24 protein-coding genes are annotated in these 21778 nt (G+C 64.2%); 16 read left to right on the forward strand and 8 right to left on the reverse strand.

Going from position 1 to position 21778, the window contains the following annotated elements; translation table 11 throughout:
* Window positions 1-80: 80 nt before the first annotated feature.
* Complete coding sequence (locus NKI46_RS15920; protein ID WP_023686683.1) at window positions 81-1001, forward strand: peptidylprolyl isomerase; 921 nt, start codon at window positions 81-83, stop codon at window positions 999-1001.
* A gap of 46 nt (window positions 1002-1047) precedes the next feature.
* Here NKI46_RS15920 and NKI46_RS15925 read toward each other — a convergent pair whose 3' ends face one another.
* Together NKI46_RS15925 and NKI46_RS15930 are read right to left on the reverse strand one after the other, a co-directional pair.
* Window positions 1048-1635: a TetR/AcrR family transcriptional regulator gene (locus NKI46_RS15925; RefSeq protein WP_023704295.1), complete on the reverse strand. Its 588-nt coding sequence runs from the start codon at window positions 1633-1635 to the stop codon at window positions 1048-1050.
* Between the two features lie 139 nt (window positions 1636-1774).
* Window positions 1775-3004 carry a caspase family protein gene (locus NKI46_RS15930; protein ID WP_352746892.1) on the reverse strand — a complete coding sequence of 410 codons (1230 nt, stop codon included), beginning with the start codon at window positions 3002-3004 and terminating at the stop codon, window positions 1775-1777.
* A 169-nt stretch (window positions 3005-3173) separates the two neighbouring features.
* Here NKI46_RS15930 and argJ point away from each other — a divergent pair, with 169 nt between their 5' ends.
* The 5 genes from argJ (at window position 3174) to NKI46_RS15955 (ending at window position 6323) form a co-directional block, all read left to right on the forward strand.
* Complete coding sequence (gene argJ, locus NKI46_RS15935; RefSeq protein WP_023733658.1) at window positions 3174-4415, forward strand: bifunctional glutamate N-acetyltransferase/amino-acid acetyltransferase ArgJ; 1242 nt, start codon at window positions 3174-3176, stop codon at window positions 4413-4415.
* A 29-nt stretch (window positions 4416-4444) separates the two neighbouring features.
* A complete protein-coding gene (locus NKI46_RS15940) occupies window positions 4445-5194 on the forward strand; it encodes a GNAT family N-acetyltransferase (protein ID WP_023713717.1) in 750 nt (249 codons plus the stop codon).
* On the forward strand, window positions 5191-5607 hold the full coding sequence (gene mutT / locus NKI46_RS15945) for an 8-oxo-dGTP diphosphatase MutT (protein WP_023685791.1): 417 nt from the start codon (window positions 5191-5193) through the stop codon (window positions 5605-5607). Before NKI46_RS15940 ends, mutT begins: the two co-directional genes overlap by 4 nt.
* A gap of 97 nt (window positions 5608-5704) precedes the next feature.
* A complete protein-coding gene (locus NKI46_RS15950) occupies window positions 5705-6013 on the forward strand; it encodes a hypothetical protein (RefSeq protein WP_023694000.1) in 309 nt (102 codons plus the stop codon).
* Between the two features lie 127 nt (window positions 6014-6140).
* Complete coding sequence (locus NKI46_RS15955; RefSeq protein ID WP_023672984.1) at window positions 6141-6323, forward strand: Flp family type IVb pilin; 183 nt, start codon at window positions 6141-6143, stop codon at window positions 6321-6323.
* A 12-nt stretch (window positions 6324-6335) separates the two neighbouring features.
* Here the strand turns inward: NKI46_RS15955 and NKI46_RS15960 are convergent, their stop codons facing one another.
* Complete coding sequence (locus tag NKI46_RS15960; protein ID WP_023733657.1) at window positions 6336-7208, reverse strand: methyltransferase domain-containing protein; 873 nt, start codon at window positions 7206-7208, stop codon at window positions 6336-6338.
* Between the two features lie 72 nt (window positions 7209-7280).
* Between NKI46_RS15960 and NKI46_RS15965 the strand changes: the two genes are divergently transcribed.
* From NKI46_RS15965 to NKI46_RS15980, 4 genes are all read left to right on the forward strand, one after another.
* The gene (locus NKI46_RS15965; protein WP_196814971.1) at window positions 7281-8066 is read left to right on the forward strand and encodes a ComF family protein; all 786 of its coding nucleotides are present in this window, start codon (window positions 7281-7283) and stop codon (window positions 8064-8066) included.
* 22 nt (window positions 8067-8088) lie between these two features.
* Entirely contained in the window at window positions 8089-8370 is a 282-nt protein-coding gene (gene grxC / locus NKI46_RS15970) for a glutaredoxin 3 (RefSeq protein WP_023672982.1), read from the forward strand.
* Between the two features lie 86 nt (window positions 8371-8456).
* Window positions 8457-9323 carry a carbon-nitrogen hydrolase family protein gene (locus tag NKI46_RS15975; RefSeq protein WP_023672981.1) on the forward strand — a complete coding sequence of 289 codons (867 nt, stop codon included), beginning with the start codon at window positions 8457-8459 and terminating at the stop codon, window positions 9321-9323.
* Complete coding sequence (locus NKI46_RS15980; protein WP_023672980.1) at window positions 9320-9745, forward strand: DUF1178 family protein; 426 nt, start codon at window positions 9320-9322, stop codon at window positions 9743-9745. Before NKI46_RS15975 ends, NKI46_RS15980 begins: the two co-directional genes overlap by 4 nt.
* 4 nt (window positions 9746-9749) lie before the next feature.
* Here NKI46_RS15980 and NKI46_RS15985 read toward each other — a convergent pair whose 3' ends face one another.
* Window positions 9750-10235 (reverse strand): MarR family winged helix-turn-helix transcriptional regulator, encoded by a 486-nt coding sequence (locus NKI46_RS15985; RefSeq protein ID WP_023701431.1) that lies wholly within the window; start codon window positions 10233-10235, stop codon window positions 9750-9752.
* Between the two features lie 101 nt (window positions 10236-10336).
* On the opposite strand from NKI46_RS15985, the gene NKI46_RS15990 reads away from it, so the two are divergent.
* Entirely contained in the window at window positions 10337-11227 is an 891-nt protein-coding gene (locus NKI46_RS15990) for a DMT family transporter (protein WP_352746896.1), read from the forward strand.
* 87 nt (window positions 11228-11314) lie between these two features.
* Here the strand turns inward: NKI46_RS15990 and NKI46_RS15995 are convergent, their stop codons facing one another.
* The 4 genes from NKI46_RS15995 to NKI46_RS16010 all read right to left on the reverse strand — a co-directional run bounded on the left by NKI46_RS15995 (window position 11315) and on the right by NKI46_RS16010 (window position 14642).
* Window positions 11315-11647: an MmcQ/YjbR family DNA-binding protein gene (locus NKI46_RS15995; protein WP_023685781.1), complete on the reverse strand. Its 333-nt coding sequence runs from the start codon at window positions 11645-11647 to the stop codon at window positions 11315-11317.
* A 23-nt stretch (window positions 11648-11670) separates the two neighbouring features.
* Window positions 11671-12420 (reverse strand): bifunctional 2-polyprenyl-6-hydroxyphenol methylase/3-demethylubiquinol 3-O-methyltransferase UbiG, encoded by a 750-nt coding sequence (gene ubiG, locus NKI46_RS16000; RefSeq protein WP_352746899.1) that lies wholly within the window; start codon window positions 12418-12420, stop codon window positions 11671-11673.
* 84 nt (window positions 12421-12504) lie between these two features.
* Window positions 12505-12804: an antibiotic biosynthesis monooxygenase family protein gene (locus NKI46_RS16005; RefSeq protein WP_352443928.1), complete on the reverse strand. Its 300-nt coding sequence runs from the start codon at window positions 12802-12804 to the stop codon at window positions 12505-12507.
* Window positions 12801-14642: a CHASE3 domain-containing protein gene (locus tag NKI46_RS16010; RefSeq protein WP_352746902.1), complete on the reverse strand. Its 1842-nt coding sequence runs from the start codon at window positions 14640-14642 to the stop codon at window positions 12801-12803. Before NKI46_RS16010 ends, NKI46_RS16005 begins: the two co-directional genes overlap by 4 nt.
* Window positions 14643-14887: 245 nt before the next feature.
* Here NKI46_RS16010 and NKI46_RS16015 point away from each other — a divergent pair, with 245 nt between their 5' ends.
* The 5 genes from NKI46_RS16015 to NKI46_RS16035 all read left to right on the forward strand — a co-directional run bounded on the left by NKI46_RS16015 (window position 14888) and on the right by NKI46_RS16035 (window position 21739).
* Window positions 14888-16141, forward strand: a complete 1254-nt coding sequence (locus NKI46_RS16015) for an aspartate kinase (protein WP_023685777.1) — start codon at window positions 14888-14890, stop codon at window positions 16139-16141.
* An 83-nt stretch (window positions 16142-16224) separates the two neighbouring features.
* A complete protein-coding gene (gene ptsP, locus NKI46_RS16020; RefSeq protein WP_352746905.1) occupies window positions 16225-18495 on the forward strand; it encodes a phosphoenolpyruvate--protein phosphotransferase in 2271 nt (756 codons plus the stop codon).
* Window positions 18496-18503: 8 nt separating this feature from the next.
* Window positions 18504-19583 carry a peptide chain release factor 1 gene (gene prfA / locus NKI46_RS16025; RefSeq protein ID WP_352746907.1) on the forward strand — a complete coding sequence of 360 codons (1080 nt, stop codon included), beginning with the start codon at window positions 18504-18506 and terminating at the stop codon, window positions 19581-19583.
* Complete coding sequence (gene prmC, locus NKI46_RS16030; protein ID WP_352746910.1) at window positions 19576-20454, forward strand: peptide chain release factor N(5)-glutamine methyltransferase; 879 nt, start codon at window positions 19576-19578, stop codon at window positions 20452-20454. The genes prfA and prmC overlap by 8 nt, the downstream gene beginning before the upstream one ends.
* Window positions 20455-20758: 304 nt before the next feature.
* The gene (locus NKI46_RS16035; RefSeq protein ID WP_352746913.1) at window positions 20759-21739 is read left to right on the forward strand and encodes a DUF4167 domain-containing protein; all 981 of its coding nucleotides are present in this window, start codon (window positions 20759-20761) and stop codon (window positions 21737-21739) included.
* Window positions 21740-21778 lie beyond the last annotated feature (39 nt).

The following is a 21778-nucleotide window of genomic DNA, read 5'->3' on the forward strand; positions in this document are numbered from 1 at the left end:
AGCCCTATGGGCAGCGCCAAATTCCGCCACAATCCGGCTGATCTGCAAGCCCTACCAATCCCCCCTTGGAGTTAATCTTGATGTCCTTACTGTTTCGCCGTGCGTCGCTCGCCAGCCTTGGCTTGGCTTTCGGCCTGTCGGCCCTGTCGCTGTCTCCGCTGATGGCCCAGGAAGCCGCTCCCGCCCCGGCCGATGCCGCAGCAGCACCGGCGGCAGCCCCCGTCGATCCGAACGCCGTCATCGCTACCGTCAATGGCCAGAAGCTGACCGAGGCGGACCTTGGGCTTGCCGAGGGCGAGCTGTCGCAGCAGTTCTCGCAGTTGCCACCCGAGCAGCGCCGCGCCGCCGCCCTTTCGGCGGCCATCGAAATCCGCGTCATGGCCGCCCAGGCGGTCGCTACCGGGCTCGACAAGGATCCCGAATTCCAGCGCCGCATGGCGTTCCTGCAGCAGCGCGCGCTGCATGGCGAGATGGTCGAGAAGGGCGTCGTCGACAAGGTTACCGATGCCGAGGTGCGCGCCCGCTACGACCAGGAAATCGCCAGCACGCCGCCGGTCAATGAGATTCATGCCCGTCACATCCTCGTGAAGACGAAGGAAGAGGCCGAGGCGATCATCAAGCAGCTCGATGGCGGTGCAGACTTCCAGAAGCTCGCCAACGAGCATACCAGCGATCCCTCGGGCAAGACCAATGGCGGTGATCTCGGCTGGTTCGGCCCGGGGCAGATGGTGCCGGAATTCGACAAGGCGGCAGTTGCGCTCGAAATCGGCAAATACACCAAGGAGCCGGTGCAAACGCAATTCGGCTGGCATGTCATCAAGCTCGAGGACAAGCGCACCAAACAGCCGCCGGCCTTCGACGACGTCAAGGACCAGGCCAAGCAGGCGGTGATCCGCGACAAGTATTTCGCACTGGTCAAGCAGCTGCGCGGCGCCGCCAAGGTCGAAATCCCCGACGCCAATCTGAAGAAGGCCGTCGACACGATGGAAGCCGGCAAGTAAGGCCGGCACCGAAAAAACATGCAAAGGGCGCCGTTCGGCGCCCTTTTCAATTGCGGGAGATGCCTGACATCACATAGCGGACAGTGGCACGGATTGTCGCCTCATCTTCGTCCAGCCGGTTGGTCAAAAGGTGTTTCCAGGCATAGGAAGCGATGAGGTCGGCGACCAGCGCTGCGTCGACATCGGCCGCAACCTCGCCGCGCGCCTTGGCGCGCTCGATGATCCGAGCGGTGTGGGACACGCGCCCATCGGCATAGCCAGTCAGGGCCGCGGCCGCCGCTTCGTCCGACTGGGCCTCGGCGATCAGCGAGCGGAATACGCTGCCCGAGGATGTGTCGCGCCAATGCGCGAAGAGGTTCCTCAGGAAACCGACGAGGTCGTCTTCGAGACTGCCGGTATCGGGGACGTCGACACGCTTTTGCCGCTTGTAGACCTCTAACAGCAGGGCCGCCTTGCTCGGCCACCAGCGATAGATCGTGGGTTTGCCGGCGCGCGCCCGCCGCGCCACGGCCTCTATGGAGAAGCCGGCATAGCCGGCCTCGACCAGCACCGCCTCCGCGGCCTCGAGAATGGCCTCGGCGCTGTCTGGGTTGCGCCGCGCCCCGATCGATCTGCGCGCCGGATCCTCGCCCATGTCTGTCCTCGCCAACAATCTCGCCGGCAATCCTGGCCAACAATCTCGCCGACAATATAGGTGAGCTGGCAGGCAAACGAAACGGCCCGTTTCCAGCGCTTGTAGAAGCGGGTCTCACATTCGCCCTTCGCGGGGATTTTCAGTTCATCACTTGCGAGGTTTCCGAGTCGATCCGCCACTGGCCGTCGCTCTTCACCAGCCCAAGCGCGACTCGTGCCTTGCCGGTCATGCGCGCCGCCGATTTGTCTTTCGACATATAGTCGTAGCTCATCGCGAACACGGCTTCGGCGCGGTTCTCGCCCTGCGGCGTCACATTGAGGCTGCCGGGCTCGAGACTGAACGACCAGGATGCAAATTGCGCGAACCATTCCGTCTTGAGCTTGACGACGGCGTCGCTGTCATAGCGCGTGCCGAAGATGGTGGCGGAAGGCGCATAGAGCCGCTTGACGGTCTCGCCGATCGCCGCGGCATCGGGCGCAAGATAGTCGTCGCGCAGGAATTTCTCGATTGCGGTCTTGTCGTCGCCTACAGACCGTTCGAGTGCCGCAACCGTTGTTTCGGGCGCCGGGGGGACGGCGGGCTTCGGCTGTGCAACCGTTTCGCCGCCGGGCACAAACTCAAACCGTTCGAGCAGCGAACCCTGTTCCCATGGGCGCTGTCCCTCGCGCGTTTCGGAGACCACGTCGCGGCGCACCGCGATCATCATGTCGTTGATGCTCTGGCCGGGCTCGGCCATGTGTCGCAGCAGGGCGGCGGCGAACGGCGAATTGCGCCCGGTGCCGTCCATGGCGACAGCGCCTGGCGCCGTCGAGAAGGCGATGAAGGAGCCACGCGTCGAATCGAACTGGGCCAGACCGGCAAGCGCCGTTGCCGAGCGCGTGGTGGCGGTGCGGCTCAGGCTGCGGGCAAAGGGATTGTTGCGGCAGGCATCGAGGAACACCAGGCTGACCTTGGTCTGCTGCTCCATGATGTCGAGGACTTCGTCGATCGGCACGGCTTCGAGCTGCAGCTTGACCGGCATGTCGAGCCGGGCGTCGACCGGGACGATGTAGTTGCGCCCTTCGACCTGCAGGCCGTGGCCGGCATAATAGAACAGCCCGACCCCGGCGCCTTCCAGCGCATCGGAAAATTCGCCGATCCTGCGCTCGAGTTCGCGCTTGCCGAGATCGTTGCCCTCGATGACGTCGAAGCCGATCGAGCGCAGCTTGCCGGCAATATCGAGGGCATCGTTGACCGGATTGGTGAGCGTGCCGGCTTCGGCATAGGTGCCATTGCCGATGACCAGCGCCACGCGCCGTTCCGGCTGCGCATCGGCGCTCAGGAGCAAAAGCCCCATAAACGCCACCGCCAAGATCACCAGCCTGCCCATGGCCGATATCATAACGCCAGAGGCCCCGGTGACGCCAACGGATTTGAAATGCAAGCTTAATCCCTGGTGGCTTGCCGACAGCGGCGGCCAAGAAAACGCCCTTGCGCCGGGCCGTGCTATCGGGCAAACCGGCCTTCGCCTAGCGTTTTTCCGTCGCCCGAGGTCCCCAATGTCCGCAACGATTTCGCCGCTCGCGCCGAAGAAATATCCCAAAATGCCTGCCATTGAGGGCGTGCGCATCGCCACCGCAGAGGCCGGGATCAAGTACAAGAACCGTGCCGACCTCTTGGCCATGGTCTTCGATGCCGGCACAGCGGTTGCCGGCGTGTTCACGAAGTCGAAATGCCCCTCGGCGCCGGTCGACTTCTGCCGCGAGAACCTTGGCGCCGGCAAGGCGCGAGTGCTGGTGGTCAATTCCGGCAACGCCAACGCGTTCACCGGCAAGAAGGGCCGCGCCTCCACCCAACTGACCGGCGAGGCCGCGGCCAAGGCCGCAGGCTGCACGCCAGGCGAAGTGTTCCTCGCTTCTACCGGGGTAATCGGCGAGCCGCTCGACACCACCAAATTCAGCCATTTGCTGGCCGGACTGGTCAAGGACGGCAAGCCGGATCTGTGGACCGAGGCGGCAAAGGCCATCATGACAACCGACACCTATCCGAAAGTGGCGACAGCGACGGTCAAGCTCGGCGACACCGACGTCATCATCAATGGAATCTCCAAGGGCGCCGGCATGATCGCGCCCGATATGGCGACTATGCTGTCCTTCATCGCCACCGATGCGCCGATCGCCGCCCCCGTGCTGCAGGACTTGTTGTCGCGCGGCACCGCCAAGACCTTCAACGCCGTCACCGTCGACAGCGACACCTCGACCAGCGACACGCTGCTGTTGTTCGCCACCGGAGCCGCTGCCAAGCGCGGCGCGCCCGCCATCAGCGATCCCAAGGATGCGCGTCTCGGCGCGTTCCGCCGGGCGCTGGGCAAGGTGCTCAAATCGCTGGCGCTGCAGGTGGTGCGCGACGGCGAGGGCGCCCGCAAGCAGGTCGAAGTCACCGTTACCGGCGCCAAATCGGCGCGCTCGGCCAAGCGCATCGCGCTGTCCATCGCCAATTCGCCGCTGGTCAAGACGGCGGTTGCCGGCGAGGACGCCAATTGGGGCCGCGTCGTCATGGCCGTCGGCAAGGCCGGCGAGCCGGCCGATCGCGACCGGCTGTCGATCTGGTTCGGCGACAACCGTCTGGCGCATGAGGGCGAACGCGACCCGGGCTACTCCGAGGAAGCGACCTCGGCCTATATGAAGCGCGACGACATTCGCATCCGCGCCGATATCGGTATCGGCCGCGGCAAGGCGACGGTGTGGACCTGCGACCTCACCAAGGAATATGTCGCCATCAATGGCGATTACCGGAGCTGATGGAGTTGGCTTCCAGGCATCCGGCAAGCATGCTGGCCATCGTGCGCCGCTACGAGGCGGCGGGTTTTCGCGCCTGGCCGGCGGCGGCCGTGCATTATGACGGCACCTGGGTGGTGCGGCTGACAGCCGGCCATCCGGCCAAGCGGCTGAACTCGGTCAACCCGCTCGATCCCGGCGACACCCAGCACATTGCCGAGCGCATCGGCCGCGCCAGCCGGCGCTTCGACGCCTATGGCAGGCCGCTGACCTTCCGCATCTCGCCGCTGTCGGGGCCGGACCTGGCCAAGCATCTCGACAATGAGGGCTGGAGCACATTCGACGAATCCCTGGTGATGCGGCTGCCGCTGGCGGACGCGCAACTGGCGCCGGCCATGGACCAGATTCCGCTGAAGGATATCAGCCGCTTTCTCGGCGCGTCGCTCAAGGTCAGCGGCTCGGATGCATCGCTGCGGCCCGGTCTTTCGGAAATCATCGGCGCTATCCAACCCGAAGTCGGGCTGTTTGCGCTGGAGGAAGGGGCCGACCCTCTGGCGGTGCTGATCTGCGTCCATGACGGCGATCTTGCCGGTCTGTTCGAGATCGCCACCGCCAAGTCGGCGCGCAATCAGGGCCATGGCCGCAACCTGATCCTGTCGGCGCTGAAGTGGGCGAGGCTGCGTGGCGCTCGCGAAGCCTGGCTGCAGGTCGAGGCCGGCAATGCGCCGGCGCTGGCGCTCTATCGCTCGCTGGGCTTCGACGAAGTCTATCGCTACCACTATCGCCGGCCGCCGGGCGCATGAGCGAGATCACCGGCAAACGCCTGCTGCTGGTCGCCGCGTGCGCGCTGGTCGATACCGATGGGCGGGTGCTTCTGGCGCAGCGGCCCGAGGGCAAACAGCTTGCCGGCCTGTGGGAATTTCCCGGCGGCAAGGTAGAGCCAGGCGAGACGCCGGAACAATGCCTGATCCGCGAACTGCAGGAAGAAATCGGCATCGAGACTGACATTCCTTGCCTGGCGCCGCTCACCTTCGCCAGCCATTCCTATGATGATTTCCATCTCCTGATGCCCCTGTTCGTCTGCCGCCGCTTCCGCGGCATCGCGCAGCCCAGGGAAGGGCAGGCGTTGAAATGGGTGCGGCCAAAGCAGATGCGCGACTATCCCATGCCGCCGGCCGACGCGCCGCTGATCCAGTTCCTCATCGACCTGTTGTGATACAAAGCCATTTCGCGGTCTGATCTAGCCAGCGTTAATGGAAGATTTATCTCGTCGTGAAAAATTGCGGCAAAGCGGGTTCGCGGGGAGCGATTGCATGAGCCTCGACAGGGAATGGGACTCGATCCGGCCAGATCGCAGCTTTCGCGCCGCCGGCGTCGGCTTATTGCGCGTCACGCTGTTGTTCGGCTCGGCCGCAGTGGCGCTGGCGCTGATCGCGGTCCCCGTGCTGGACAACCAGACGCGATCATCCAGCCGCGATGCTCTTGCAGGCGGTCTCGACCCGATGAGCACGGGTTCGATCGGCTCGCGGGCCACCTATACGCTGCGCAGAAGCGTGCTGCAGCCCTCACCGAGCTCAGTCTGCATCATCCGCGCCGACGGCCAACGGAGCGGCGACTGCTGACCAACAAGGTCGACACCAGCTTGAGAACTTCCTCAACGCAGGCCCATTTCACAGCCTGTTAAGCTTGTGCCGTTAACCTTTCTTAACAGGTGGGCGATATGGTCGGGGATGAGAGGGATCGACGATCATGAAGCCATTGCTGCGCCGATTTTTGCAGGACGAAACAGGCGCCACGGCCATTGAATATGGCCTGATCGTTGCGGTGCTGTCGCTTGCCATCGTCGGGGGTGTCGGCAAGGCCAGCAATGCGATCCAGTTTCTGTTCAGCGACAACAACAGCAGGCTCGCAAACGCCTTCGCCGAGCACTGATCCGGAGCGCCGTCACCGCCCGCCGGGGTTTTCCAGTATCGTCTTCAGCGAGACCTTCGCCGAACCCGGTTTCAAGGGCTTTTGCTGCGAGGCATCGGGCGCCCAGCCCGACATCCAGACGATGGAAAAGCTTGCCCTGATGCGGCCATCAGCGTCCGAAAAGCGTTCGGCATAGATTTCGGCGGCACGGGTAAAAAGCTTTCGCGCTCCCGGTCGCCGGCTGCGATCAGTCAGCGCGCTGGTTTCGCCCATCGCCCTGAGATCGGCAATGAGGTCGAAGAGGGTATCGTAGCGGACGGTCACCGTTTCGACGTCGGCCACCGGCAGCGCCAGTCCGGCGCGCTGCAGCAGTGCGCCGGCGTCGCGAACATCGGTGAAGGGGATGACACGCGGGCTGGCGCCGCCATAGAGTTCGGTCTCGGCGGCGAGCAGGCTTTCGCGCAATTCGGAAAGAGTGCCGGCGCCGGCAAAGGCGCCGAGGAAAAGCCCGTCGGGCCGCAGAGCGCGGCGGATCTGCACCAGCATGCCGGGAATGTCGTTCATCGCCTGCAACGACAGAAGTGAAACGACGAGGTCGAGGCTTTCCGGCTGGAACGGCACTGTTTCCAGCGGTGCTATCAGCCCTGGCCGGCCGTCCAGAAACGCTGGATCTGCCTCGACGCGCACGATCTCCGCTGCCTTGCCGCTTGCAGCGACCACGTCCGTTGCGTCCGGCGTCTGGCAAAACAGCACCGCGGCCTTGCCGAATTTCCGCTCGACCGCGCCGAGCCGGTCGGCAAGGTCTTCCGCCGCCCGCCGCATCAGAAAATCCGCGCCGGCTACGGGGTGGGCCAGCGCCCTGCGCTTGCGCACCAGCCAAAGTTCAGTATCGATGATCGGCTGCAACGGTAGACATCCCTGTTTGTCCGTCTAGTGATATCCTGGCGCGGACGACAAAACCACGTGGCCGATCCGGTGATGGAGATCAAGAGCCTCGCTCAAACCATGTTGAAACTGGCCATGTTGGACTGGCCGGCGCGGATGCTGTTCCCGCCGGTCTGTGCCGGCTGTCGCAGGCACGTCTCGCAACCCGGCGTTTTGTGCGGTGCCTGCTGGCCGAAACTCAGGCTGCTGGAGCGGCCATGGTGCGCGGTGATGGGCACGCCATTCACGCACGATATGGGCGAGGGATTCCTGTCGGCCGAGGCGATCGCCGATCCGCCGCCGTTCGAGCGGGCGCGGGCGGCCGTGGCCTATTCAGGTGTCGCCCGCCAGATGGTGCAAGGTCTGAAATACCAGGATCGCACCGATCTGGCGCCGTGGATGGCGCGCTGGATGCTGCGCGCCGGCGCTGAGCTAATTGCAGACGCCGATGTCGTCGTACCGGTGCCGCTGCACTGGCGGCGCTTCTTTCGCCGGCAGTTCAACCAGTCGGCGGAGTTGGCAAGGGCGGTTGCGCAGCTTAGCGGGCTGCCTTTCTCGCCCTCGGCGGTCCGGCGCGTCAAGCTCACGCGCCAGCAGGTCGGGCTGGAGCGGCAGGAGCGCGAGGCCAATGTCCGCGCCGCCTTCCGTGTGCCTGCGGAAGCCGAAATCGAGATCACTGGGCGCCGCGTGCTTCTGGTCGACGATGTCTACACCACCGGCGCCACCGTGCGCTCGGTCGCCAGGGCGCTGAAGAAGGGCGGCGCCGGAGCGGTCGATGTGCTGACCTTCGCGCGTGTCCTGCCGGGGGACTTTCGGGCCGACGAGTCCGCGACTATATAAGGTCGAGGAAAGGCACGGACCGATGCTCGATGTGACGATTTACACCCGTATGATGTGCGGCTATTGCGCGGCGGCCAAGCGGCTGCTCGACCGCAAGGGCGTCGCCTACACCGAGCATGACGCTTCGTTTTCGCCGGAATTGCGCCAGGAAATGATTTCGCGGGCGCATGGCCGCTCGACCTTTCCGCAGATTTTCATCGGCGACACGCATGTCGGCGGCTCCGACGACCTCCACGAGTTGGAGGCACGGGGGCAGCTGGATAGGCTGCTTGCCAACGGCTCGACGACAAAGAGCGGTTCGTAGCGCCGCTCTATGTCTTTGTTTTTACGCAATTCCGGACGGAAAACCGTTACATACTTTTCCTGGAATTGCTCAAAGAGGACGTGACGATGGGTATTTTCAAGGCGGCGGCGATCCAGATGCGTTCGGGCGAGAGCCCCGAGCGCAACGCGGTCGATCTCGAACGGCTGGTGCGCGAAGCGGCAGGCCTCGGTGCAACCTACATCCAGACCCCGGAAATGACCGGTGCGCTGATCCGCGACAAGGAAGCCAGGGCTGCTTCCTTCACCTTGGAAGACAAGGACATCGTCGTGGCGGCCGCGCGCAAGCTCGCCAGCGAACTCGGCGTCTTCCTGCACATCGGCTCGACCGCCATCCTGCGCACCGACGGCAAGCTCGCCAACCGGGCGCTGCTGTTTGGGCCGGACGGCGCCACCCTTGCCACCTACGACAAGATCCACATGTTCGATGTCGACCTCGACAATGGCGAGAGCTGGCGCGAATCCGCCGCCTATGAGCCGGGCACCGAGGCCGTCGTCACCGAGATCGACGGCGCTAGTCTCGGCTTTGCCGTCTGCTACGATCTACGCTTTCCACAGCTGTTCCGCGCCGAGGCGATGGCCGGCGCCGACCTCTTGTCGGTGCCTGCCGCCTTCACCCGCCAGACCGGCGAGGCGCACTGGCATGTGCTGCTGCGAGCCCGTGCCATCGAGAACGGCGCCTATGTGGTTGCTGCAGCACAAGGTGGCCTGCATGAGGATGGCCGCGAAACCTATGGCCATTCGCTGATCGTCGACCCATGGGGTCGAATTCTCGCCGAGGCCGACCATGACGATCCGGAGGTGATCATCGCCGAGATCGACACGGCGCAGTCGTCGGCCGCGCGTAAGAAAATCCCCAATCTCAAGAACGCGCGTGATTTTGCCGTCAATGCCGGCGCAGTGGAAGCGCCGCGGCTCAGGGGCGCGGCTTCGTGATCCGCTTTGCCCTGATCTGCGAGCACGAGCACGAATTCGAGGGCTGGTTTCGCAGCAATGACGATTTCGACACGCAGAAGAAGCGCGGCTTCGTCGATTGCCCGAGCTGCGGCTCGCACAAGGTGCAAAAGGCGCTGATGGCGCCAGCCGTCTCCACAGCGCGGAAGCAGGAAACAATTGCGCTGGCCATGGGCGAAACCCAGAAGCAGGCGCTGGCGCAGCTGAAGGCGATGGCCGAGAAGGTGCGCGAGAATGCCGACTATGTCGGCGACAAGTTTGCCGAAGAAGCGCGCAAGATCCATTTCGGCGAGAGCGATGCGCGCGGCATCTATGGCGAGGCGACGTTGGACGAAGCCAAGAGCTTGGCCGAGGATGGCATCGATTTCATGCCGATCCCGAGTTTTCCAGAGGAGCGCAACTGAGCGATCAGCTGGCGCTATCGATCAATTTGCCAAGCAACTGAGCCAGTGCTCCCCGCTCCGTGCCGGTGAGCCCGGCAAGGATTTCATGCTCGTTGGCGACGTGGGCGGTCACGGCCTCATCGATCAAGGCGAGACCTTTTTCGGTCAGTTGCACGACAATGCCGCGCCGGTCGTTGGGGTGCGGGCCGCGCAGGATCAGTCCGGCCTTCTCAAGCCGGTCGAGCCGGTTGGTCATGGCGCCGGAGGTCACCATCGTCGCCTCGTAGAGAGCGGTCGGTGTCAGCGCGTAGGGCTGGCCGGAGCGGCGCAGCGTCGCCAGCACATCGAATTCGCCGGCCTGCAGTCCGAAACGGGCAAACAGCGGGGCGAGGCGCTCGCGGGCGATTAGCGACGAGGCTTCGTTCAGCCGCCCAAGCACCAGCATTGGCGACACCTCCAGGTCCGGCCGTTCCCGCTTCCATTGCTCCACCGCCTTTGCCGCGCGATCCATCTGTCTCACCGCTAAGTATCTTGACGTTAAGAATCTTTGTGGTATGCTACCTCAAGATACAGTTTCGACCCAGTGCCGCAAGTGAGTGACGGGACCATCCGATGAAATTTCTCTTGGAATCGGCGCTTGGCCTGCTGGTCGTCACCGGCGGCCTGCTCGGCCTGACGCTGCCGTTCGCCAAGCTGGCGACGGCTGCCGGCGTTTCGGCCATGGTCTGGGCCTTCGTCATCTCGTTCGGCGCCGGGGGCGTGCTGCTGTGCGCGTTGCTCGCCAACGGCGAGCGCATGCGGCTGACCCCGCACAGACTGCGCTATTTCTTCATCACCGCCGCCGTGTCCTACGCCGTGCCCAATCTGCTGATGTTTTCGGCTATCCCGCATCTCGGCGCCGGCTATACCGGCATCATGTTCACGCTGTCGCCGGTCATCACACTGGTGTTTTCGATCCTGCTTGGCGTTCGACTGCCAAATATGCTCGGCAGTATCGGTATCGCCGTCGGCTTCATCGGCGCCGTCATGGTGGCGGTGACGCGCGGCGAGGCCGGCCAGCCGGCCGATTTCTTCTGGGTGCTGGTCGGACTTTTGATCCCCGTCAGCCTTGCCGCCGGCAATATCTATCGCACCGTCGACTGGCCCGAAGGCACCGGTCCGATCGAACTGGCCGTCGGCAGCCACCTGGCCTCGGCAACGCTGCTGTTGGTCGGCATTCTCGTGCTGTTCGGCCTCAGTGCCTTCGCCCCGCTTGGCGCCGTGCCGCTGGTCGTCGTGGCGCAAGTCGCCTCGGCCTCGGCGATGTTTGCCTTCTTCTTCCGGCTGCAGGCCGTGGGCGGTCCGGTCTATCTCAGCCAGATCGGCTATGTGGCGGCGGCCGTCGGCCTGTTTGCCGGAACCATCTTCCTCGGCGAGCACTACCAGTTGCTGACCTGGGCCGGCGCGGTGATCATCACCATCGGCGTGATCATCACCACCAAGGCGCAGAGCCAGAAGGCATAGGGTCTTTGGTTTACGCAATTCCCTAGGCAAAGCGCTATGCGCTTTTCCCGGGAAAACCGCTTCACACTTTGCTCGAACTGCTCAAGCTTAAATTTGGCTCGCGTCGAGGCGCTTCCGTAGCGCCGGGGGGGCGACGTTTCGCCAGGCCGTCCGAACTGCGCTGCGGAATGTCTGTTCGTCGCAGGCTTCGAGCATGATCGACGTCCATCCCTTTTGGCCCCAGCCGCCTGTCACGGGCCTGAAAACCGATGGCTCAGCCGCGGCCATCATCTCTTGCTGGTCGCGGTCGAGCTTGACGACAGCACGGTCGGCTTCGGGCAGAGAGACGAAGATACGGTTGCGGACGCGGAAGTCAGCCTTGCCGAAATGCGATTGCTCGACCGTTTCGGGAAGATCGAGCGCCAGCTCTCGGGCCCTCATAGTGTCCACGGCCGCCCCTTCGTTCAGACCGATCGTTTTTCCGCCAGCACCATATAGTTGACGTCCATGTCCTTGGAGCGTGCCCAGCGGTCGGCGATAGGATTGTAGGTCACGCCGGTACGGTCGATGATGGTCATGGCGGCGCTGCCGAGCGCCTTTTCAAGCTCTTCGGGCCGCACAAGCTTGCCGAACTGGTGGGTGCCGCGCGGCAGCCAGCGCAGCACATATTCGGCGCCGATGATGGCCAGGCCCAGTGCCTTCAGCGTGCGGTTGATCGTGGCCACGAACATGATGCCGCCGGGCTTGACCATCTCGCCGCACTTGCCGATGAACAGGTCCACATCGGCAACATGCTCGACGACTTCCATGTTGAGGACGACGTCGAATTTCTCGCCGGAATCGGCCAAATCCTCAGCGGTCGTAGCGCGATAATCCACCGTCACGCCGCCTTCGGCCGCGTGCAGCTTCGCCACCTCGATGTTGGTTGCCGAGGCGTCGGCGCCGACCACTTCGGCGCCAAGCCTTGCCATCGGCTCGCACAACAACCCACCGCCGCAGCCGATATCGAGGAAACGCAGGCCTTCGAACGGCCGCGCCGCGCGCGGATCGCGGCCGAAGCGCGCCGCCACCTGGTCCCGGATATAGGCAAGCCGGACCGGGTTGAATTTGTGCAGCGGACGGAATTTGCCGTTCGGGTTCCACCATTCCGCGGCAAGCGCGGAAAAGCGTTCCACTTCTCCGGCATCGATTGTCGATCGTCGGGCCTCTGGCATGGGGCGGGTCTCCTCGGACGCTAGGAAGTCGGGTGCCGGGGCAAGAAAGTCAAGGCCGGTTTTTGCGACTGCTGGCTAGTCGACCTATGGCCTCGAGATCACAATCGCCGCATGTTCCATCGCAACACTTGCGGGATCGATGGCCCGCATCGCTTCGCAATCGCCGATCTCGGCCATGATCCGGCCTGCGGCGGCGAGAGCCTGCTCGCGACTTCGCCAGCGCACCACATCGACCCATCCGCCATCGTCCCGCCGCGCCAGGCAGCGGTTTACGAAACCAGGTTGCCGCGCCAGCCAGTCGGCGACCAGGTTGTTGGCGGCGGCAAAGCCCGCTTCCGCTCCAGGTTTGAGGCGAAAGGTGACGATTTCCAGGGCCTCGGTCATCTTGCGTCCAGCACGTCGCGCAATTTCGCCGCCAGCTGCTCGATGGTGAAGGGCTTGGCCAGGAAATGCACGTCATGATCGAGCACGCCATTGTGGACGACGGCGTTCCTGGTGAAGCCGGTGGTGAAGATCACCTTCAGCTTCGGCATGCGCGCCAGCGCCTCCTCGGCGAGCTTGCGGCCATTCATCACCGGCATGACGATATCGGTGAACATGAGCGCCACACCAGGGTTGTCGCTCAGCTTTTCCAGCGCTTCCTGGCCGCTTGCGGCATGAATGACGGTGTAGCCGAGTTCGCGCATGGCATCCGTGGTGGAAGCCCGCACGCGTGGATCGTCCTCCACGACAAGGATGGTTTCGGTGACCGGCACGGCAGGATTTCCGGCTCGTTCCGAAGATATGGCGGCCTCTTCCGGGCCGAAGAAGCGCGGCAGGTAGATCCTGATCGTGGTGCCTTGGCCGGGTTCCGAGTAGATCTTGACGTGTCCGCCGGACTGTTTGACGAAGCCGAACACTTGGCTCAGCCCGAGGCCGGTGCCCTTGTCGACCGGCTTGGTGGTGAAAAATGGCTCGAAAGCCCGCTCCATGACGTCCGCCGGCATGCCGGGGCCGGTGTCGCTGACCGCGATCATCACATACTGGCCGGCTTTGACCTCGGCATGGGTGGCGGCGTAGCCCTCGTCGAGGTGGCTGTTGGCGGTCTCGATGGTCATCTTGCCGTCCTCGCCCATGGCGTCGCGCGCATTGACCGCCAGGTTGAGAATGGCATTTTCGAGCTGGCTCGGATCGGCATGGGTCTTCCACAGGCCGCCAGCCAGCACGGTTTCTATGCGGATGGTTTCGCCGAGCGCCCGCCGAAGCAGGTCCGACATGCCGGTGACCAGACGATTGGCGTCTACAACCTGAGGCGCGAGCGGCTGCTGGCGCGAGAAGGCAAGCAGCCGTGACGTCAAGTTTGCGGCCCGGGTCGCCGCATCGGTCGCCGCTTCGATGAATTTTATGATGTCGTGCTCGCCCCGCGCCAGCTTGCGCTGGGCAAGGTTCATGGCGCTGATGATCACCGCCAGCATGTTGTTGAAATCGTGGGCGATACCGCCGGTCAGCTGGCCCACAGCCTCCATCTTCTGCATCTGGCGGATCTGCGATTCGGCCTTTTCACGCGTCTGGATTTCGTTGCCGAGCTCGATGTTCTTGCGCATCAGCTCTTCCTGGGCGATCGCCACTGCGCGGAACCGGCGGCGCGAAAGGCGAACCGTGTAGGCGCCAAGCAGGAAGATCGCCAGCAGCGCCGCTATCGAGCCGATGCGCAGCCAGTTTTCGACCCGGTCGGTGTGGGCGTCGCGCGCCGCGATGGCTGCGCCGCCAATGCGCCGGATCGTGTCCATGCTGGCCCGGATCTGGTCCATGGCGGCCTTGCCCTGGCCGCTGCGGACCAGTTCCAGAGCTTTTGCCGCATCGCCGCGATCGTAGAGTGCAATCGTCTCAGCCAATTCGGCCTGGTTTTGTGAAAGCGCGTCCTTGACGTGGTTGATCTGCTGTACGAGTTCGTCGTCCGGGGCGGTCATGCCGTCGATGCGGGCAAGCTGGCCCGGAATGGCGTCGACCGCCTGCCGATAAGGCTGGAGGTAGGATTTCTCGCCGGTCAGGAGATAGCCGCGCTGGCTGGTCTCGGCCTCCTGAGCCATCGCAAGCAAACCGGAAAGCAATTCCTGATACTCGACCGCCTCGCGCGCGGCCTCACGATTGGCTCTCTGGGTCTCGACCAGCACGGCGCGTGTGCCGACGATCAACGCCAGCACGGCGAAGCCGATGAACAGCGGCAGCGATTGCCACCGCATGGCGCGTCGAAGGCGAACAATCATTCGATATGCCGGACCAAAAGGAGTTTCCCGCGGGCAGCATTTGGTAAGCGGCGGCGGGGCCGAACGCAATATGCCTCGATCCTGAAGCCGGCATCCGCCGCCAGCCTTGCGAAACCGTGATCATTTGGCTAAGGAGGCGCGCATTCAGCGGCCGGCTTCTGTCGAGCGCTTACTTCCCCTTTCGGTCCTGGGCCGGCTTCAGTCAAAGGCATTTCGCTTCCATGGCGCGCATCGTGATGAAATTCGGCGGAACCTCCGTCGCCGACATCGCCCGCATCCGCAATGTGGCGCGTCACGTCAAACGCGAGGTCGACGCCGGCCATGAGGTCGCTGTCGTGGTTTCGGCGATGGCGGGCAAGACCAATGAACTGGTTGGCTGGACGCGCGAAGCCTCGCCCATGCACGACGCGCGCGAGTATGACGCCGTGGTCGCCTCGGGCGAGCAGGTGACTGCCGGCCTGCTGGCGATCACACTGCAGAATATGGGCGTCCATGCCCGCTCCTGGCAGGGCTGGCAGATCCCGATCAAGACCGACAACGCGCATGGCGCGGCGCGCATCCTCGACATTGACGGCGCGTTCCTGATCAAGCGCTTCGGCGAGGGCCAGGTGGCTGTCGTCGCCGGCTTCCAGGGCATCGGCCCGGACAACCGCATCGCCACGCTCGGCCGCGGCGGCTCCGACACAAGCGCGGTGGCCATTGCCGCGGCGGTCAAGGCCGACCGCTGCGACATCTACACCGATGTCGACGGCGTCTACACCACCGATCCGCGCATCGAGCCGAAGGCGCGGCGGCTCAACAAGATTTCGTTCGAGGAAATGCTCGAAATGGCCTCGCTCGGCGCCAAGGTCTTGCAGGTGCGCTCGGTCGAGCTTGCCATGGTGCACAGGGTGCGTACGTTCGTGCGGTCGTCCTTCGACGATCCCGATGCGCCCGGAATGGGGGATTTGCTCAATCCTCCGGGAACGCTCATTTGCGACGAGGAAGAGATCGTGGAACAGCAGGTCGTCACCGGAATTGCCTACGCCAAGGACGAAGCGCAGATTTCTCTGCGCCGCGTCGGCGACCGCCCGGGCGTTGCCGCCGGCATTTTCGGCCCGCTGGCCGAGGCCAACATCAATGTCGACATGATCGTCCAGAACATCTCAGAGGACGGCAAGTTCACCGACATGACCTTCACCGTGCCCTCCGGCGACGTGGACAAGGCGCTGGCCGTGCTGGAGCGTCTGAAGGCTTCGATCGGCTATGACGTGGTGCAGTCGGAAGCCGGCATGTCGAAGGTTTCGGTCATCGGCATCGGCATGCGCAGCCATGCCGGTGTGGCCGCCACCGCTTTCAAGGCGCTGGCCGACAAGGCGATCAACATCCGCGCCATCACCACCTCCGAGATCAAGATTTCGATACTGATCGACGGTCCCTACACGGAACTCGCGGTTCGCACTTTGCATTCCGTGTACGGTCTGGATAAGCAGTAGCGAGAGCGATTTGAGTTGTTGCGTGTGCGCCGGTGGCAGTGGAAACTGCGGCGGGCAAAATGCCCATTGGAGAAGAAGCCGCGATGCGTGATACGGCCAGTGGCCCGCGCGTTCTGCTGAAACGGCTGCGCGAGCTCATGCAGGAGCCGCTGGAGCCGCAGGAGCGGCTCGACCGGATCGTGCGCGACATCGCCTCCAACATGGTCGCCGAGGTCTGCTCGCTCTATGTGCTGCGCGCCGATTCGGTGCTCGAACTCTATGCCACCGAAGGTCTGAACCCGAACGCCGTCCATTTGGCGCAGCTGCGGCTGGGGCAGGGCCTCGTCGGCACCATTGCCGCCAGCGCGCGGCCGCTCAACCTCTCCAATGCGCAGGAACATCCGGCCTTCGCCTACCTGCCGGAGACCGGCGAAGAGATCTACAATTCCTTCCTCGGCGTGCCGGTACTAAGGGCAGGGCGCACGCTCGGCGTGCTGGTGGTGCAGAACAAGACCATGCGCCACTACCGCGACGACGAGGTCGAGGCGCTGGAAACGACCGCCATGGTGATCGCCGAGATGATCGCCACCGGCGATCTCGCGCGCCTGACCCGGCCCGGCCTCGAACTCGACCTGCGCCGTCCCGTCAGCTTTACCGGCCTGTCCTTCAACGAGGGTGTCGGCCTCGGCCATGTCGTGCTGCATGAGCCACGCATCGTCGTCACCAATCTGTTCAACGAGGACAGTGAGGAAGAGGTGCGCCGGCTGGAGACGTCGCTCGGTTCGCTCAGGCTTTCCATCGACGACATGCTGGAGCGGCGCGATGTCGCCTTCGAGGGAGAACATCGCGAGGTGCTCGAGGCGTATCGCATGTTTGCCAACGACCGCGGCTGGGTGCGCCGGCTGGAAGAGGCGATCCGCAACGGCCTGACGGCGGAAGCGGCGGTGGAAAAGGTGCAGAGCGACATGCGCGCCCGCATGCTGCACATGACCGATCCTTATTTGCGCGAGAGGATGAGCGACTTCGACGATCTCGCCAACCGGCTGCTGCGCCAGCTGATGGGGCGCGGGCCTGACGACGTCGCGGCGTCACTGCCGAAGGATGCCATCCTGGTCGCGCGCTCGATGGGCGCGGCCGAACTGCTTGATTATCCCAGGGACAAGCTGCGCGGCGTGGTGCTGGAAGACGGCGCTGCCACCAGCCATGTCGTCATCGTAGCGCGCGCCATGGGCATTCCGGTCGCCGGCCAGATGAAGGGCGCCGTTTCCATGGCGGAAAACGGCGATGCCATCATCGTCGACGGCGAGGAAGGCACCATCCATCTGCGGCCGCAGCCCGACCTCGAAGCTGCCTATGCCGAAAAAGTGCGCTTCCGGGCGCGCCGGCAGGAAGTCTACCGGGAACTGCGCAAGAAGCCGTCGGTGACCAAGGACGGCGTCCAGGTCGACCTGCTGATGAATGCGGGCCTGGCCGTCGACCTGCCGCAGCTGGCCGAGGCGGGTGCGGCCGGCATCGGCCTGTTCCGCACCGAATTGCAGTTCATGGTCGCCTCGACCTTCCCGCGCGCCGAGGCGCAGGAGCGGCTCTACCGCGACGTGCTGGACGCGGCGCGTGGCAGGCCGGTCACCTTCCGCACCATCGACATCGGCGGCGACAAGGTGCTGCCCTACTTCAAGGGCGCTGTCCAGGAAGAAAACCCTGCGCTCGGCTGGCGCGCGATCCGGCTGACGCTCGACCGGCCGGGTCTGCTCAGGACCCAGATCCGCGCTCTGCTGAAGGCCTGCGGCGGGCGCGAACTGAAGCTGATGCTGCCGATGGTGACCGAGCTCGGCGAAATCGCCCAGGCGCGCGAGATCATCGACCGCGAAGTGCGGCATCTCTCCCGCTTTGCCCACCATCTGCCGACCAGCCTCAAGGTGGGCGCCATGCTGGAAGTGCCGTCGCTGCTGTTCCAGCTCGACGAGTTGATGAAGGCGGTCGATTTCGTCTCGGTCGGCTCCAACGACCTGTTCCAGTTCGTCATGGCGGTCGATCGGGGGAACACGCAGCTCTCCGACCGCTTCGACACGCTGTCGACGCCGTTCCTGCGGGTTCTGAAGCAGATCGCCGACGCCGGGGTTCGCAACCACACGCCGGTGACGCTGTGCGGCGAGCTTGCCGGAAAACCCATTTCCGCCATGGCGCTGATCGGCCTCGGCTACCGCTCGATCTCGATGTCTCCAGCCTCGATCGGCCCGGTAAAGGCGATGCTGACCGAACTGCCATTGGAGGAATTGGAGGCTTTCTTTGCCGACAATCTGATGGCGCCGGCTCAAGGGCTGCCGATGCGGGCGCTGCTGCAGGCCTTTGCCGACGACCGCTCCATCCCGCTATAGCATTAGCCATGGTCAATCTTCCCCGCGAGCGTATGGATCAGGTCGTCAAGCGCTTCGAGATGCTCGAAGCGCAGATGTCGGCCGGCCCGGCGGCCGATGCCTATGTGAAGATGGCCTCCGAATATGCCGAGTTGCAGGACATGGTGGCCAAGGTCAGGGAACTGCGCTCAGTCGAGCGCGAGCAAGCCGACCTCGAGGCGATGCTTGCCGACAAGGGCACCGATGCCGAGATGCGGGCCCTGGCGGAGGCAGATCTGCCCGGCGTCGAAGAGCGTATCGAACAGCTGCAAAAGGACATCCAGATCCTGCTGTTGCCCAAGGATGCGGCCGACGACAAGAACGCCATCCTTGAAATCCGCGCCGGCACCGGCGGCGACGAGGCGGCATTGTTCGCCGGCGACCTTTTTCGCATGTATGAGCGCTATGCCGCCGAACGCGGCTGGCGCTTCGAGACGGTGTCGGCCAGCGACGGCGATGCCGGCGGCTTCAAGGAAATCATCGCCACCATTTCCGGTAGGGGCGTCTTTGCCCATCTGAAATTCGAATCCGGCGTGCACCGCGTGCAGCGCGTGCCGGCGACCGAGGCCAGCGGGCGCATCCACACTTCGGCGGCGACGGTTGCCGTACTGCCGGAGGCCGAAGAGGTCGACATCGACATCCGCGCCGAAGACATCCGTATCGACACGATGCGCGCCTCGGGTTCGGGCGGCCAGCACGTCAACACCACCGATTCTGCGGTGCGCATCACCCATTTGCCGACCGGCATCATGGTGGTGCAGGCGGAGAAGTCGCAGCATCAGAACCGGGCGAAAGCCATGCAGATTCTGCGTGCGCGGCTTTACGACCTCGAGCGCAGCAAGGCGGACGAGGAGCGCTCGGAGTCACGCAAATCGCAGGTTGGTTCGGGCGACCGTTCGGAGCGCATCCGCACCTACAACTTCCCGCAGGGCCGCCTTACCGACCATCGTATCAACCTGACGCTCTACAAGCTCGACCGGGTGATGATGGGCGAGCTCGATGAGGTCATCAATGCGCTGATCGCCGACCATCAGTCGAAGCTGCTCGCCGATATTGGCCTCGATGGCTGACATGTTGCCCGGCGCGCTCGGGCCGTTGTTGCGGGTGGCGCGGGAGCGGCTTGCCGCGGCCGGCCTTTCCGACCCGGCGCTGGATGCCAGGCTTATCGTCGAGCATTTTTCCCGCACGGACCGTACGCAGGCGATCGCCGACCCGCAACGGACGGTCGATGCGGGTGCGGTTGCCGCAATCGGCGCTGCTCTGCAGCGCCGCATGGCCGGCGAACCGGTTCACCGCATCCTCGGGTTTCGCGAGTTTTACGGCCTGCGGCTGTCGCTGTCGCCGGAAACGCTGGAGCCGCGGCCGGACACCGAAACGCTGGTCGAGGCGATCCTGCCTTTTGCCGGCGCGACGGCCGAAAGGCTGGGGGAATGCCGTATCCTCGATCTCGGCACCGGTACCGGCGCGATTGCGCTGGCGCTGCTCAGCGCGGTTCCGGCCGCGACCGCCACCGGGGTCGATATTTCACAAGACGCGCTGGCAACCGCGATACGCAATGCCGAGCAACTCGGACTCGCCGGCCGGTTCGTGGGGCTGCAGTCTGACTGGTTCGAAAAAGTTTCGGGCCGATACCATGTAATTGCCGCAAACCCTCCCTATATATCGTCTGGAGACATTGGAAATCTGCAGGACGAGGTCCGCGATTTCGATCCGCACAGAGCCCTTGATGGCGGTGTGGACGGTCTTGGCCCCTACAGGATCATCGCCGCCGAGGCGGCAAAGTTTCTGGAAGCAGAAGGCAAGATAGCGGTCGAGATCGGCCACACGCAGCGCAATGAGGTCAAAGACATATTCGCGGCAGCCGGCTACAGGCTGGCCGGGGCATTTGTCGATCTTGGCGGAAACGACAGGGTTCTTATGTTTGAACAGGGAAAGCCTTGACGCAGTGCAAAATAGCGCTTGGCAATGCCGGGGAATGCGGCTAGGGTCCGCCCTAACCGGATGAGACGAAGCAGGCAGTGCTCTTAGCGATTCGGTTTTCCTTGGAAATAGCTGCCTTCTTGCGCAAACGACGCCCAAGCTTCGTGCGGGAATCGTCCGGCAAGTGATGTAACCGGAACAGGATGACACGTGGCGCCAACGCAATTGATGCGGGCGAACGCCGGTGAAGAAACGAAACGGCTGGCTGCATGAGCGCCTCCGTTCGCGAAACGTTTTTCGAAAATTTCAAAATGAAGAGAGTCTTATGAGGCCACAACAGCAGAACAGGCGCATGCGCGGTCGCAACAACAATGGTGGCGGCGGTGGCAACAACAATAACAACAACAACAACCGCAAGGGCCCAAATCCCCTGACGCGGAACTACGAGAGCAACGGCCCGGACGTGAAAATCCGTGGATCGGCTCAGCAGATCGCCGAAAAATACGCCACTCTGGCCCGTGATGCGCAGAGCTCCGGCGACCGGGTTATGGCGGAAAATTACCTCCAGCACGCCGAGCACTACAACCGCATCATTGCCGCCGCACAGGCGCAGATGCCGATCCAGAATGCCCCGCAGAACCGCGACGAATTCGACGACGATGAAGATCGCGACGATTTTGACAATGCCGGCAGCGGCAATGGCGGCGAGACGCAAGCGCCGATGGCCAACCACGGCAACGGTCCGCAACCGACGATTGAGGGCACGCCGGCCGAACTCGCATACGGCCAGGAAAACGGCCGCGAGAACAACAGTGGCCGTGACAATAATGGCCGCAACAATAACGGCCGCGACAACAATGGCCGCAACCGTGACCGCCGCCCCAATGGCGGCTATGGCCAGAACGACCAGCGTGGCGACTTTGCCCAGCGTGGCGAGCAGAACGGCCAGCGCGGCGACCAGCAGCGCTTCACCGAAACCCCGGCACAGGCGGAAACCGTTTCCGCGGTTGAGCCCGAAGCCGAGAGCGGTTTCTCCGAGTCGGCGCCGCTGTACGAAAACCTGTCGCCAGCGGCTCTTGCCGCCCGGGCCGAACTCAATGAGGCAGCCGCCGAGAGCGGCGCTGCCCGTCGCCCGCGGCGTCCGCGCCGCCCGCGCAACAATGCCGATCAGGTCGGTGACGAACAGTCTGGTGGTGGCCAGGTGGTGGATGGCGCTGGCGAGACCGCTGCCGCTGTTGACGTGGTTGATGCGGCGCCGGCCGAAAGCCCTGCCGGCGACCCGTTCGCCGTCGACGCCAACAACTGACCCACAAGACATAAGTCGATGAAACGGCGGAGAGAAATC

Source organism: Mesorhizobium sp. M0615, from assembly GCF_040320805.1.
Taxonomy (GTDB): domain Bacteria; phylum Pseudomonadota; class Alphaproteobacteria; order Rhizobiales; family Rhizobiaceae; genus Mesorhizobium.

Bases quoted from the DNA above. Each gene is read 5' to 3' on its own strand.
- ptsP (WP_352746905.1), top strand. From the start codon at position 16,225: ATGCGTGATACGGCCAGTGGCCCGCGCGTTCTGCTGAAACGGCTGCGC.
- NKI46_RS15985 (WP_023701431.1), bottom strand. From the start codon at position 10,235: ATGGATCGCGCGGCAAAGGCGGTGGAGCAATGGAAGCGGGAACGGCCG.
- NKI46_RS15995 (WP_023685781.1), bottom strand. From the start codon at position 11,647: ATGAGGGCCCGAGAGCTGGCGCTCGATCTTCCCGAAACGGTCGAGCAA.
- NKI46_RS16005 (WP_352443928.1), bottom strand. From the start codon at position 12,804: ATGACCGAGGCCCTGGAAATCGTCACCTTTCGCCTCAAACCTGGAGCG.
- grxC (WP_023672982.1), top strand. From the start codon at position 8,089: ATGCTCGATGTGACGATTTACACCCGTATGATGTGCGGCTATTGCGCG.
- NKI46_RS15925 (WP_023704295.1), bottom strand. From the start codon at position 1,635: ATGGGCGAGGATCCGGCGCGCAGATCGATCGGGGCGCGGCGCAACCCA.
- NKI46_RS16035 (WP_352746913.1), top strand. From the start codon at position 20,759: ATGAGGCCACAACAGCAGAACAGGCGCATGCGCGGTCGCAACAACAAT.
- NKI46_RS15965 (WP_196814971.1), top strand. From the start codon at position 7,281: ATGGAGATCAAGAGCCTCGCTCAAACCATGTTGAAACTGGCCATGTTG.
- NKI46_RS15950 (WP_023694000.1), top strand. From the start codon at position 5,705: ATGAGCCTCGACAGGGAATGGGACTCGATCCGGCCAGATCGCAGCTTT.
- NKI46_RS16010 (WP_352746902.1), bottom strand. From the start codon at position 14,642: ATGCGGTGGCAATCGCTGCCGCTGTTCATCGGCTTCGCCGTGCTGGCG.
- NKI46_RS15975 (WP_023672981.1), top strand. From the start codon at position 8,457: ATGGGTATTTTCAAGGCGGCGGCGATCCAGATGCGTTCGGGCGAGAGC.
- ubiG (WP_352746899.1), bottom strand. From the start codon at position 12,420: ATGCCAGAGGCCCGACGATCGACAATCGATGCCGGAGAAGTGGAACGC.
- NKI46_RS15940 (WP_023713717.1), top strand. From the start codon at position 4,445: ATGCTGGCCATCGTGCGCCGCTACGAGGCGGCGGGTTTTCGCGCCTGG.
- NKI46_RS15990 (WP_352746896.1), top strand. From the start codon at position 10,337: ATGAAATTTCTCTTGGAATCGGCGCTTGGCCTGCTGGTCGTCACCGGC.
- NKI46_RS15930 (WP_352746892.1), bottom strand. From the start codon at position 3,004: ATGGGCAGGCTGGTGATCTTGGCGGTGGCGTTTATGGGGCTTTTGCTC.
- NKI46_RS15955 (WP_023672984.1), top strand. From the start codon at position 6,141: ATGAAGCCATTGCTGCGCCGATTTTTGCAGGACGAAACAGGCGCCACG.
- argJ (WP_023733658.1), top strand. From the start codon at position 3,174: ATGTCCGCAACGATTTCGCCGCTCGCGCCGAAGAAATATCCCAAAATG.
- prfA (WP_352746907.1), top strand. From the start codon at position 18,504: ATGGTCAATCTTCCCCGCGAGCGTATGGATCAGGTCGTCAAGCGCTTC.
- NKI46_RS15920 (WP_023686683.1), top strand. From the start codon at position 81: ATGTCCTTACTGTTTCGCCGTGCGTCGCTCGCCAGCCTTGGCTTGGCT.
- NKI46_RS16015 (WP_023685777.1), top strand. From the start codon at position 14,888: ATGGCGCGCATCGTGATGAAATTCGGCGGAACCTCCGTCGCCGACATC.
- prmC (WP_352746910.1), top strand. From the start codon at position 19,576: ATGGCTGACATGTTGCCCGGCGCGCTCGGGCCGTTGTTGCGGGTGGCG.
- mutT (WP_023685791.1), top strand. From the start codon at position 5,191: ATGAGCGAGATCACCGGCAAACGCCTGCTGCTGGTCGCCGCGTGCGCG.